The organism is Plantibacter auratus, from assembly GCF_050587365.1.
GTDB classification, from domain to species: Bacteria; Actinomycetota; Actinomycetes; order Actinomycetales; family Microbacteriaceae; genus Plantibacter; species Plantibacter auratus.
In genome coordinates this window covers 606136-618266 of record NZ_JBOBFV010000001.1, presented here as the reverse complement: position 1 = coordinate 618266, position 12131 = coordinate 606136, and the positions used below count along the sequence as shown (strand labels likewise).

Here is a 12131-nt window from a genome sequence, read left to right as displayed (position 1 = left end):
ACCGAGTTCCATGATCCAGAGAGGGGCTGAGCGTCCATGGTCACATTCGTCGACCGGGTCACACTGCACCTGCGAGCGGGCGGCGGCGGCAACGGCTGCGTCTCCGTGAAGCGCGAGAAGTTCAAGCCGCTGGCCGGCCCCGACGGCGGCAACGGCGGACACGGTGGTGACATCGTGCTCGTGTCCGATCCTCAGATCACGACGCTGCTCGGGTACCACCGGTCACCGCACCGGAGCTCCGACACCGGCGGCTTCGGCATGGGCGACCACCGCAACGGGTTCCAGGGCGAGACGCTCATCCTGCCGGTCCCGGTCGGGACGGTCGTCAAGGACGTCGACGGCGTCGAACTCGTCGACTTCGTCGAGCCCGGCATGGAGTTCGTCGTCGCCCCCGGCGGCCAGGGCGGCCTCGGGAACGCGGCACTCTCCTCGACCAAGCGCAAGGCCCCAGGCTTCGCGCTGCTCGGCACGCCCGGCTGGGAAGGCGACGTCCTCCTCGAGCTGAAGACCGTCGCCGACGTCGCGCTCGTCGGGTACCCCTCCGCCGGCAAGTCCAGCCTCATCGCGGCGATGTCCGCGGCGAAACCCAAGATCGCGGACTACCCGTTCACCACCCTGCACCCGAACCTCGGCGTCGTCGAGGCCGGCGAGGTCCGCTACACCATGGCGGACGTCCCCGGACTCATCGAGGGCGCCAGTGAGGGCAAGGGCCTCGGTCTCGAGTTCCTGCGTCACGTCGAGCGCTGCTCCGCGCTCCTGCACGTGCTGGACTGCGCGACGCTCGAACCGGGACGCGACCCCATCAGCGACCTCGACATCATCCTGGCCGAGCTCGCCGCCTACCCGGTGCCGGAGGGACAGACGCCGCTGGTCGAGCGTCCGCAGCTCATCGCGCTCAACAAGATCGACGTCCCGGAGGCGAGGGAGCTCGCGGAGTTCCTGCGTCCCGACCTCGAGGCGCGCGGCTACAAGGTCTTCGAGATCTCGACGGTCTCGCGCGAAGGCCTCCGACAGCTCTCGTTCGCGTTGAGCGAGCTCGTCGAGGAGAGCCGCGCCCGCGCAGCCCTCGAGGCCGCGAAGCCCCGGATCGTGCTGCGCCCGAAGCCCGTCGACGACTCCAAGTTCACCGTCACGGTCGAGGGTGGCACCTACGGCAACCTCTACCGCATCCTCGGCGCGAAGCCGGAACGCTGGGTGCAGCAGACGGACTTCAACAACGAAGAGGCCGTCGGGTTCCTCGCGGACCGCCTGGCGAAGCTCGGCGTCGAAGAGGCGCTCTTCAAGGCCGGTGCCGTCGCCGGCGCGACCGTGATGATCGGTGCGGGTGGCGGTGTGGTCTTCGACTGGGAGCCCACACTCACGAGCACCGCGGAACTGCTGACGCAGCCGCGTGGAACGGACCCGCGTCTCGACGCGAGCCACCGCCCGACGCGCAACCAGCGTCGCGACGAGTACTTCGAGCGCATGGACGCCAAGGCCGAGGCCCGTGCCGAGCTGCTCCGCGAACGTGCGGCCGGTCTCTGGAACGACGACGAGGGCTTCGAGGTCGGCTCCGTGCCGGCCGACGCGCAGCAGGACGAGGGTGTCACGACGGAGGACGACGACCGGTGACCATCCACCAGCGCAGTGGCATCCCCTCGGCGCGACGCATCGTCGTGAAGGTCGGGTCCTCCTCGATCAGTGGCGACAACGCCGGGCAGATCACTGCGCTGGTCGAGGCTCTGGCCGAGGCGCACGCCCGAGGCACCGAGGTCATCCTCGTGTCCTCGGGCGCCATCGCGACCGGGATGCCCTACCTCCGCCTCGACGCCCGTCCGAGCGACCTGGCGACGCAGCAGGCGGCTGCCGCCGTCGGGCAGAACGTGCTGATCTACCGGTACCAGGACAGCCTCGACCGGTTCGGCATCGTCGCGGGCCAGGTGCTGCTCACCGCCGGCGACCTCGAGAACCCCAGTCACCGGAGCAATGCCCAGCGGGCGATGGAACGCCTCCTCGGGTTGCGCATCCTGCCGATCGTCAACGAGAACGACACCGTCGCGACACACGAGATCCGGTTCGGCGACAACGACCGCCTTGCCGCCCTCGTGTCGGTCCTCGTTGCGGCCGACGTCCTCGTCCTGCTGAGTGACGTCGACGCGCTGTACACCCGCCCTCCGCACGAAGCGGGTGCCGAGCGCATCGAGGAGGTCCCGTTCGGAGACACCCTCTCGGGCGTCACCTTCGGCGACATCGGCTCCGCGGGCGTCGGCACCGGGGGAGCGGGCACGAAGGTGTCGGCCGCCCGGTTGGCCGCCGAGGCGGGGACGTCCGTCCTCGTGACGTCGACCACGAACGTCGCGTCCGCCCTCCGCGGTGAGCACCTCGGCACCTGGTTCCAACCGGCGTGACGCGGAGAGCGTCCACCAGACGCCGCTGAGTAGAATCGACGCATGTCGTCGCCAACCACCACCGTGCTGCCACTCGCGGATCGTCTCACCGCTGCGAAGCGTGCCTCCCGGGTCCTCGCCCAGGCGACCACCGCGCAGAAGAACCGGGCCCTCGAGGCCATCGCCGTCGCGATCGACGATGGCGCGGATGCGGTCATCGCCGCCAACGAGCGCGACCTCGTCGCGGGACGCGAGCAGGGCATCAGTGTCGGCCTGCAAGACCGTCTTCGCCTCGACCGGGGCCGCATCGACGGGCTCGCGGTGGCGGTCCGCGACGTCATCGCGATCGTCGACCCGGTCGGCCAGGTGGTCCGCGGAAGCAACACTCCGGACGGGGTGAAGCTCGAGCAGGTACGCGTCCCGTTCGGCGTGGTCGGCGCGATCTACGAGGCGCGCCCGAACGTCACGGTCGACATCGCCGCCCTCGCGATCAAGAGCGGCAACGCCGTGGTGCTCCGCGGCGGGTCAGCGGCGGAACACTCGAACGCGGTCCTCGTGGGACTGCTGCGATCGGCGCTCGAGTCCGTCGGTCTTCCCGGGGACGCGGTACAGACCATCGACGAGTTCGGTCGCGACGGTGCGAAGCAGCTCATGAACGCCAGAGGCCTGATCGACGTCCTCATCCCGCGGGGGAGCGCGTCACTCATCGAGACGGTCGTCAGAGAGTCGACGGTCCCCGTGATCGAGACCGGCGCCGGCGTCGTCCACGTGTTCCTCGACGAGAGTGCCGAACTCGACTGGGCCGTCGACATCGTGCGCAACGCCAAGGTGCAGCGGCCATCGGTCTGCAACGCGCTCGAGACGATCCTCGTCCACCGCGCTGCGGCCGCGCGCCTGCTGCCCGCCGTGCTCGGCGACCTGCGCGAGCACGGGGTGCTCATCCACGCGGACGAACGTGCCGGCGAGGTCTTCGCCGACGTCGTGCCCGCCGTGGAGGAGGACTGGTCCACCGAGCACATGTCGCTCGAGCTCTCGGTGCGCGTGGTCGACGATCTCGACGCCGCGCTCGAGCACATCGATCGATACTCCACCGGACACACCGACGCGATCATCACGAACGACGTGGTGAACGCCGACCGGTTCCTCGCCGAGGTCGATTCGGCCGTCGTCATGGTCAACGCCTCGACCCGCTTCACCGACGGCGCCGAGTTCGGATTCGGCGCCGAGGTCGGGATCTCGACGCAGAAGCTCCATGCCCGCGGACCGATGGGGCTGCCGGAACTCACGAGTACGAAGTGGCTCGTGCGTGGTTCGGGCCACACCCGTCGGTAGTCGCTAGACTGGTACGGGCGTCACCAGGCGTCGCACAGAAGGAGAGATCATGTCGATTGCCGCGTCCGTCTTGGCCACCGCCGTACTGGCTGAATCGGAGCACGCCGTCGAACTCGCCGCACCGACCTGGGTGTTCGGCGCGGTCGCCCTCGTGCTGTTCGCCATCCTCGGCGCCGTGACCTTCAGCTACCGCGACGTCGCCAACCGTCATGCCGACAAGGGCGAGTCGGCCTCCGCTCACGGCGAGCACGGCCACTAAGCTGTCCGGCGTGAGCGCGCCCGTCACCGAGACGAAGACCCGTCGTCCTCGGATCGGGGTCATGGGCGGGACGTTCGACCCGATCCACCACGGGCACCTCGTCGCCGCCTCGGAGGTCGCGCAGCACTTCGATCTCGATGAGGTCGTCTTCGTCCCGACCGGCATGCCGTACCGGAAGTCGGGCGTGAGCGACAGCGAGCACCGCTACCTCATGACCGTGATCGCCACCGCAGCGAACCCCCGCTTCACCGTCAGCCGGGTCGACATCGATCGAGCCGGACCGACGTACACGATCGACACGCTCCGCGATCTGCGGCGGAAGCGTCCCGATGCCGAGCTGTTCTTCATCACGGGTGCCGACGCGATCGCCCAGATCCTCAGTTGGAAAGACGTCAGAGAGGTGTGGGACCTCGCTCACTTCGTCGCTGTGAGTAGACCGGGACACGATTTGAACGTTTCCGGATTACCACAGCACGACGTAAGCTTGTTGGAAGTTCCGGCCCTAGCGATATCGTCGACGGATTGCCGGAGCCGGGTGAGCAAAGGCTTTCCGGTCTGGTATCTGGTTCCCGACGGTGTCGTGCAGTACATCACCAAGCACCACCTGTATCGGAGTGAAGCCACATGACCGCGTTGCCAGAGGATGCGCCCCTGACCAGGCGACAGGCTCGAGCGAGCCAGCAGCCGTCGACGTCCGCTGACGAAGCGACGCCGGACGCCGCTGCACCACGGACACGACGCGCGTCGACATCCGAACCCGTCGCCGGGGGAGCGATCCCCGAGCAGACCACGTCGCGCGACGAGAGCGCTCCAGCGCCTGCGTCCACGTCACCCGCGCCGTCGACGAGCGCTCCGTCCTCCGGTGCACCTGCTCCGGCCCCGACCGGTGGACTCACGCGCCGTCAGTTGCGAGAACTCGAGCGCACCGGCTCGATCGAGCAGGTGGGCTCCCCGGCAGCGCCGGTCGCTCCTCCGGTCGAGCAGCCGGTCCCCTCGGTCGCCCTGCCGCCGCGGACGCCCGATCAGGTGGTCGCTCCGCCCCAGAAGCAGAACAAGGCGGCCCGTCAGCAGGCCGCGAAGCTCGCTCAGCAGGAAGCGGACGCCAAGGCTGCCGCTGCAGCTGAGCAGGAACGTCGCGAAGCCGAGGCCACCAAGCAGGCCGAGCAGCGCCAGGCCGCCGAGCGCAAGGCCGCCGAGCGCAAGGCCGCCGAGCGCAAGGCCGAGGAACAGCAGGCCGCAGAACGCGAGGCAGCCGAACGCAAGGCGGCTGAACGCAAGGCCGCTGAGCGGGCCGCCGCCGACGAGCGCACAGCCAAGGCCCGGTCCGCTGAGGCGCCGACGCCTTCCGTCACCCCCGCCGCTGCGGCGTCCGTGGCCCCCGGTTCACTCTTCGACGTCTCGGACCGCGACGACATCTCCGAGGACCCCGCGTCGACCCTGTCGAAGGGGTTCGGGCGCGACTCCATGCTCGTGGCGGCGCTCGAAGCCGAGAAGGCTTCGCAGGCCGACAACGAGGTCGCGTTCGAAGACCTCCTCGGAAGCGGCATGACGAGCACGGGGCAGATCACCACGAGCTCGCTCATCATCCCCGTCGCTCCCTCGCAGGCTGAGGCGGGCGCCACATCCAACTCCACGGGCGAGATCCTCATCACCGGAACCATCGATCTGCCCCGCGGACTGGGTTCCGCCGGTCAAGACCCGAACCATTTCGACGGTGCAGGGATCGACCGACTCATCGAGGGCGACGAGCTGCCGGCGTCGGTCACTGCAGCGTCCCCGGTCGCGGCAAGCCGCGCGGTCAGTAGCCACGGTTCCACCCGCGACGTCGTCCCGGCCACCACCAACCAGAGCAACAAGCTGCTGATGACGCTCGCGATCGCCGCCGCCGTGCTCGCCGCCGGCGTGATCGCGGTGCTCATCATCGGTTTCTTCGGCGGAGCGTTCTAGCCCTGCCGACATTCATCCGATCGCGCACCATGCGATCGCCAGAGGAGTACACCACATGACCCTGTCCGACACCACACTGGACGCCGTCCAGCTCGCAGCGACCGCAGCCGAGTCCAAAGGCGGCGAGGATCTCGTCGCGCTCGATGTCTCCGGTCCGTTGCCGTTCGTCGACGCCTTCCTCCTCGTCACCGGTCGGAGTGAGCGCAACGTCGTCGCCATCGCCGGCGAGGTCGAAGACCGCCTGAACGCGAGCGGCGTGAAGACGCTGCGACGCGAAGGCAAGTCCGAGGGGCGGTGGATCCTGCTCGACTTCGGCGAGGTCGTCGTCCACGTCTTCCACGAGGAGGAGCGGATGTACTACTCGCTGGAGCGTCTGTGGAAGGACTGCCCGGTGATTCCGCTGGTCTCGTCCGCACCGCAGCCCGCGAACTAACCATCCCGTCGGTGCCGAGCACCGAAAGTGGTCACAACCGCTCTCAAGATGTAGTAACCTATTCAAGTTGCTTCCGCTGAAACAGCAGGGGCAAGCAAGTTGAATACGGGTCTGTGGCGCAGCTGGTAGCGCACCTGCATGGCATGCAGGGGGTCAGGGGTTCGAGTCCCCTCAGATCCACCCGAACACCGAGAAGTCCCCGTCAGCCGAACAGCTGACGGGGACTTCTGCGTTGTTGAGACTCTAGGTTGGGCGAGGCCGTGAGGTTAGTTCACCTCGTCGGGGTGGCTGCCGACGCGCTTGCCCGAGTCGAGGGCGTCGATGGACGCGATCTCGTCGGCGGACAGCTCGAAGCCGAAGACGTCGAAGTTCTGGGCGATGCGCTCGCGCGAGTTCGACTTCGGGAAGACGATGAGCCCGTTCTGCAGGTGCCACCGGATGACGACCTGCGCCGGAGTGACGCCGTGCGCCTCGGCTGCAGCGGAGACGGCCTGCTCGCCGAAGAGGTCGTACTTGCCCTGACCGAGCGGGCCCCAGGACTCGATGTGGATGCCGTGCTCGGCACCGAAGGCGCGCAGCTCGCGCTGGGCGAACGCCGGGTGGAGTTCGATCTGGTTGACCGCAGGGACCGTCTCGGAACCCGCGATCAGCTTCTCGAGGTGCTCGACCTGGTGGTTCGACACGCCGATCGAACGCGCTTTGCCGGCCGCCTTGATCTCCTCGAGGGCGAGCCACGCTTCGAGGTAGTCGTCCTTGGCCGGGGTCGGCCAGTGGGTCAAGTACAGGTCGACGTGGTCGAGCCCGAGCTTGTCGAGGCTCTCGTCGATGGCGGTGTGCGCGGACGCCTTCTGGTGGCGGTCGTTCCAGAGCTTCGTGGTGATGAAGAGTTCGTCGCGGGGGATGCCCGACTTCGCGATGGCGGCGCCGACGCCCTCCTCGTTCTTGTAGATGGCAGCGGTGTCGATGTGGCGGTAGCCGACCTCGAGCGCGTCCGAGACGATGCGCTCAGCCTCCTGCGGGTCGACGAGGAAGACGCCGAAGCCGAGCTGAGGGATGGTGTGGCCGTCGTTCAGGGTGATGGTGGGAACTGTCATGTCCTCATGCTGGCACCGGAACCGTCCGTCCGGAACGGGTCTTCGCCCTGCGCGTAACCGGTCGACACGCATGGGAATACCCGCGGCGACACGGCGCTTGTCTTTCGAGAGGGCAGGCGTCTGTCCGTACGACGGCCGAGGCCTGAGAAGGATGACACCGCTATGACGACTGAAACCGTGCCGAATCCGACCGGTTCCGTCCCGACGACCGGGAAGCCCTCGGACGACCGCCTTCCACCCGGGTCCAAGCTCCTGATCGGGCTGCTCCTCGTGTCGGCCTTCGTCGTCATCCTCAACGAGACGATCATGAGCGTCGCCCTGCCGCGACTCATGGAGGACCTCGACATCACGGCGAGTTCCGCCCAGTGGCTGACCACCGGCTTCATGCTCACCATGGCCGTCGTGATCCCCGCGACCGGGTTCCTCCTGGAGCGGTTCTCCCTCCGGACGATGTTCATCACCGCGATGGTGCTGTTCAGCCTCGGTACGCTCATCGCCGCGCTGTCCCCGGGATTCGGCACCCTCCTGCTCGGTCGCGTCGTCCAGGCCAGCGGTACCGCCATCATGATGCCGCTGCTCATGACGACCGTGCTCAACGTCGTGCCGGTCTCGGCACGCGGCCGGACGATGGGTGCGATCTCGATCGTCATCTCGGTCGCGCCGGCGGTCGGGCCGACCGTCTCCGGCCTCATCCTCAGCGTGCTCGACTGGCGCTGGATGTTCTGGATCGTCCTTCCCATCGCCGTCGCCTCGCTGGTGCTCGGCGCTGTCCTCGTGCGGAACGTGACCGAGCCGCGTCGGGTCCGCTTCGACGTGCTGTCGCTCGTCCTCTCCGCCTTCGCGTTCGGTGGCCTCATCTTCGGTCTCAGCAGTATCGGCGAGTCCGCCGAGGGACACGCGCTCATGCCCGTCTGGATCCCGCTCGCGGTGGGCGTCCTGGCCCTCCTGGGGTTCGTCCTCCGGCAGCGCGGGCTGGCGCGCGACGATCGAGCGTTCATGGACCTGCGCACGTTCGCGAACCGTTCGTTCACCGTCTCGATCATCCTCGTGGCCATCGTGATGATGGCGTTGTTCGGCTCGCTGATCATCCTGCCGATCTACCTGCAGACCGTCCTCCAGGTCGACACCCTGACCACGGGCCTCATGCTGCTGCCGGGCGGCCTGACGATGGCCGCTCTGGCGCCGCTGGTCGGGTCGCTGTTCGACCGGTTCGGTCCGCGTCCGCTGGTGATCCCCGGGGCCTTCGCCGTGAGTGCTGCGCTCTGGCTGCTGACGATGCTCGGCGTCGACAGCGCCATCATCATGATCATCGCCGTGCACGTGCTGCTGAGCGCCGGTCTCGCGTTCATGTTCACACCGCTCCTCACCTCGGCGCTCGGTTCACTGCGGCCCGAGCTCTACCCGCACGGCAGCGCCATCGTCGGCACCGTCCAGCAACTGGCCGGTGCAGCGGGGACGGCGTTGTTCATCACCATGATGTCGACCACCGCGGCGGCTCGTGCGGCGGTCGGGAGTTCCGCGGTCGACGCGACGGCAGCCGGCGTGCAGGCTGCGTTCATGTGCGGCGCCGTGCTCTCGCTGCTCGCGATCGGTGCGTCGTTCCTCATCCGGCGGACGGACCAGGCTGCGGCGGGCGTGCACGTCGGTCACTGAGACGCACGGCCTCGGACGGCGTCAGCGCAGCCAGCGCATCGTGTAGGCGTCGGCGAGGATCGGCATCGCGGGACCGTTGAGCGCGGTTCGCAGCGCGAGGTCCCGGATCCCGACGAGCGGGCCCGGCAACGGACGCCCCAAGCGCATGTTGAGCTCCGCCTGCCATGAGGCCCGACGGATCGCGCGCTGTTGGCGGGAGACGGCCGCGGCCACGTCGCGCTGTGTCGAGAGATGCCCGGTGGTCATGCGGGCGATCAGTGGCGCGAAGACCCGTGCGTCGGACCAGCCGAGGTTCATGCCCTGGCCGCCGATCGGGCTGATCTCGTGGGCGGCGTCGCCCAGATAGACGACCCGACCGTCGACGACGCGCTTCCGTCGTCGACGAAGCACGCCGAACGCGCTGAGCATGGTGTTCGTCGCCGGATCGACGTCGTCGCCGGTCCGGTCGGCGACGAGGGCCGCGAGGTCGGACGCGGTGGGTTCCGGGCGGGCGGCGTCCTGATCGTCCGAGTACCCGGTGTGCACGACGTATCGTCGCATGCCATGGGGGAGCGGGAAGGACTCCACGACCCCTCGGTGGTGCAGGTGCACCCTGGCGATGGAACCTGCCCCACTCCGATCCGCGACGTCGCCCATGAGGTACCGGTCCCGGTATCGATGCAGGGGGCCTGGAGCCTGCATCCCGTCGACGGTGGCGCGTCCTCCTGCTGCGACGACCACGACGGCTGCGCGGGTGCTCACCGTTCCATCGGCGTCACTGCCGGACACGAGGACGCCGTCCTCGGCCGGCGTCAACCGCGTACAGCTCGTCCCCGTCCGGAGCGATCCCGGCGCGACGGCTTCGAGTCGAGCACGGAGGATCCGTTCGGTCCGCCATTGCTCGAGCGCGGCGACGTAGGGGTGCGGGACGGGCCGATCACGGAACACGACCGCCCCGAGGCGTCGTCCGGCGTTCCAGGCTTCGCCCTGGTCGATCCGGACCGCGTCGCGGCGGATCTCGTCGAGGACACCGAGATGCTCGAACAGGTCAAGCGACGGCGGGTGGATACCGATCGCCCGGGTGCCGGAGGGCGAGCCCGGCCGTCGCTCCCAGACGGTCACGTCGACGCCGGCCTGAGCGAGCAGGATCGCCGACACGAGGCCGACCGGTCCGCCACCGATGACGAGCACCTCGGTCATCGTGGGCCGTCCGCTGCCGACGAGACGGTCTGCGAGAGCAGGAGTCGCATGGGGAAGCTGCGCTCGACGGTCCAGTCGTCGGGCACGACGCGCTGCAGCTCCTCCTGGCGATAGCTGCGACGGATCGAGCGGAGCCCGTCGACGTGCAGGAAGGAACGCCTTCGTCCTGCACGGGTGGCGAGCCCGTAGACCGCGTACGCGAGTCGGTTGCGCTCGAGGTCGCTGTGCAGGACGAGTCGTCTGGCGATCCGTGAACTGTCGGCGAGCAGGCTCGACAGGCCCGCGGGATCGAGGTGGTGGAGCACGTGGTTGGACAGGACGATGTCGGCCTCCTCGCCAGCGGCGACGAGGTCACTGCTGTGCGCCGGACGGAAGGCGACGGGGCCATCCGGGTACCGGCGACGGGCGAAGGCCACGGACCGCTCGTCGGGATCGATCCCGACCACCTGCACGGGGAGGTGGTCGGCGTGCGCCCAGTCGGCGATGGCCACGGCGACATCGCCACCACCGAAGCCGATGTCGAGGATCGTCGTGGTCCGGGACGGGTGGAGGAGTGGACGGATGCGCGACCGGTACAGACCACGCCAGCCCGAGACGAGCCGGTTCACCGTCGCGAACCTGGCGTAGGTGGCGTCCAGCAGCGCGGGATCGCAGTCGGGATCGTCCATCAGTTCGAGGAGATCCGTCGCACGGCGGCCGAGGTCGGGCAGCATCAGGCTCGGCCGGCCCGGAGCCGGAGCAGCGCGCTCTCGATCGTCAGTCCCGGACCGAAGGCGAGGGCGCACACTCGTTCATCGGCATCGGTCGGCGCGCCGTCGAGCAGGCGCTGGAGGATGAAGAGCACGGTCGCGCTCGACATGTTGCCGTACTCGCGGAGCACCGTGCGCGACGGAGCCAGCAGTTCGTCGTCGAGCCCGAATCCGCGCTGGACCCGGTCGAGGATGCTCCGGCCACCGGGATGGATCGCCCACCGGTCGATCGATGAGACCGGGGCGTCGTCGGCTGCGGCGAGGAGTGGGCGGAGGGCGATCTCGAGGTGCTCGCCGATCAGCTTGGGCACCGCGCCGCTCAGGACCATCTCGAACCCGTGATCGCCGATCGTCCAGGCCATCTCCGTCTCGCCGTCCGGCACGAGCGCGGTGGACCAGCCGTCGAACTCGAGCGCGGGCGCGGAGGATCCGGTGTCCCGACCGGTCACGACGGCGGCCGCAGCACCGTCGGCGAACACCGAGGAACCGAGGATCACGTCGGGGTCGTCGGAGGAACGGAGGTGGATGGAGCAGAGCTCGATGCAGACCACGAGGACGACGGCGTCGGGGTCGGCTGTACAGAACGCCTCTGCGGCGCGAAGGGCGGGGAACGCGGCGAAACACCCCTGGAACCCCAGGTGGTAGCGCTCCGTGCCCGGGTCCAGCCCGAGGTCGCGCACGAGGAGGTATTCCGGGCCGGGCGCGAAGAACCCGGTGCAGGACGCGGTCACGACGTGGGTGACGTCCGCCGCCGACAGGCCGGGGGCGGCGTCCAATGCCCGCCGTGCGGCCTCGAGGAGCAGCGGGGGAGCGTGCTCGATGTAGGCGTCGTTCCGCACGCCGGTGGGCGGGGAGAGCACCTGCCGCTGCGCCGCGTCGTAGAAGGCGGCCGTGGTCGTCTCGACCTCATGGTCGAAGGCGTCGATGACGGTGTGCCTGGTGTCGATCGCGGACGCGTCGAAGGCGGCGCCGATGAGACGCTGGGCGAGCCGGGTCCGCCCGGGTTGGTCGCGGAACACATCCCTGATCTCGTCTTGATGGAGGATGGTCTGAGGAACGGCCACGCCGATCGCCCTCACGGAGACGGTCATGCTCCAGTGTACCGCCGTGGCCCGGGCG

General features: G+C 68.9%; 12 protein-coding genes and 1 tRNA gene. 9 read left to right on the top strand and 4 right to left on the bottom strand.

Going from position 1 to position 12131, the window contains the following annotated elements; genetic code table 11:
• Positions 1-36: 36 nt before the first annotated feature.
• From obgE to ACQ3HE_RS02800, 8 genes are all read left to right on the top strand, one after another.
• Positions 37-1611 (top strand): GTPase ObgE, encoded by a 1575-nt coding sequence (obgE, locus tag ACQ3HE_RS02835; RefSeq protein WP_079705726.1) that lies wholly within the window; start codon positions 37-39, stop codon positions 1609-1611.
• Entirely contained in the window at positions 1608-2387 is a 780-nt protein-coding gene (gene proB / locus ACQ3HE_RS02830) for a glutamate 5-kinase (protein ID WP_079002325.1), read from the top strand. The genes obgE and proB overlap by 4 nt, the downstream gene beginning before the upstream one ends.
• A 42-nt stretch (positions 2388-2429) precedes the next feature.
• Positions 2430-3698, top strand: coding sequence for a glutamate-5-semialdehyde dehydrogenase (locus tag ACQ3HE_RS02825; RefSeq protein ID WP_430891246.1), 1269 nt, complete (start codon positions 2430-2432; stop codon positions 3696-3698).
• A 49-nt stretch (positions 3699-3747) separates the two neighbouring features.
• Positions 3748-3957 (top strand): hypothetical protein, encoded by a 210-nt coding sequence (locus ACQ3HE_RS02820; RefSeq protein WP_064295593.1) that lies wholly within the window; start codon positions 3748-3750, stop codon positions 3955-3957.
• Positions 3908-4585 (top strand): nicotinate-nucleotide adenylyltransferase, encoded by a 678-nt coding sequence (gene nadD, locus ACQ3HE_RS02815; RefSeq protein WP_137241820.1) that lies wholly within the window; start codon positions 3908-3910, stop codon positions 4583-4585. Before ACQ3HE_RS02820 ends, nadD begins: the two co-directional genes overlap by 50 nt.
• On the top strand, positions 4582-5904 hold the full coding sequence (locus ACQ3HE_RS02810) for a hypothetical protein (protein WP_430891245.1): 1323 nt from the start codon (positions 4582-4584) through the stop codon (positions 5902-5904). The genes nadD and ACQ3HE_RS02810 overlap by 4 nt, the downstream gene beginning before the upstream one ends.
• 55 nt (positions 5905-5959) lie before the next feature.
• Positions 5960-6337 (top strand): ribosome silencing factor, encoded by a 378-nt coding sequence (rsfS, locus tag ACQ3HE_RS02805; protein ID WP_079002329.1) that lies wholly within the window; start codon positions 5960-5962, stop codon positions 6335-6337.
• Between the two features lie 107 nt (positions 6338-6444).
• Positions 6445-6517: transfer RNA gene (locus ACQ3HE_RS02800), tRNA-Ala, on the top strand.
• 86 nt (positions 6518-6603) lie between these two features.
• Here the strand turns inward: ACQ3HE_RS02800 and ACQ3HE_RS02795 are convergent.
• A complete protein-coding gene (locus tag ACQ3HE_RS02795; protein ID WP_137241817.1) occupies positions 6604-7431 on the bottom strand; it encodes an aldo/keto reductase in 828 nt (275 codons plus the stop codon).
• 162 nt (positions 7432-7593) lie between these two features.
• On the opposite strand from ACQ3HE_RS02795, the gene ACQ3HE_RS02790 reads away from it, so the two are divergent.
• Entirely contained in the window at positions 7594-9084 is a 1491-nt protein-coding gene (locus ACQ3HE_RS02790; RefSeq protein WP_159878496.1) for a DHA2 family efflux MFS transporter permease subunit, read from the top strand.
• Positions 9085-9105: 21 nt separating this feature from the next.
• On the opposite strand, the gene ACQ3HE_RS02785 is transcribed toward ACQ3HE_RS02790, so the two are convergent.
• Genes ACQ3HE_RS02785 through ACQ3HE_RS02775 form a run of 3 tightly spaced genes read right to left on the bottom strand, consistent with a single transcriptional unit; the run spans position 9106 to position 12103 of the window.
• The gene (locus ACQ3HE_RS02785; RefSeq protein ID WP_159878498.1) at positions 9106-10263 is read right to left on the bottom strand and encodes an FAD-dependent oxidoreductase; all 1158 of its coding nucleotides are present in this window, start codon (positions 10261-10263) and stop codon (positions 9106-9108) included.
• The gene (locus tag ACQ3HE_RS02780; RefSeq protein WP_124769197.1) at positions 10260-10976 is read right to left on the bottom strand and encodes a class I SAM-dependent methyltransferase; all 717 of its coding nucleotides are present in this window, start codon (positions 10974-10976) and stop codon (positions 10260-10262) included. Before ACQ3HE_RS02780 ends, ACQ3HE_RS02785 begins: the two co-directional genes overlap by 4 nt.
• Positions 10976-12103 carry a type III polyketide synthase gene (locus tag ACQ3HE_RS02775; RefSeq protein WP_124769198.1) on the bottom strand — a complete coding sequence of 376 codons (1128 nt, stop codon included), beginning with the start codon at positions 12101-12103 and terminating at the stop codon, positions 10976-10978. Before ACQ3HE_RS02775 ends, ACQ3HE_RS02780 begins: the two co-directional genes overlap by 1 nt.
• Between the last annotated feature and the right edge of the window lie 28 nt (positions 12104-12131).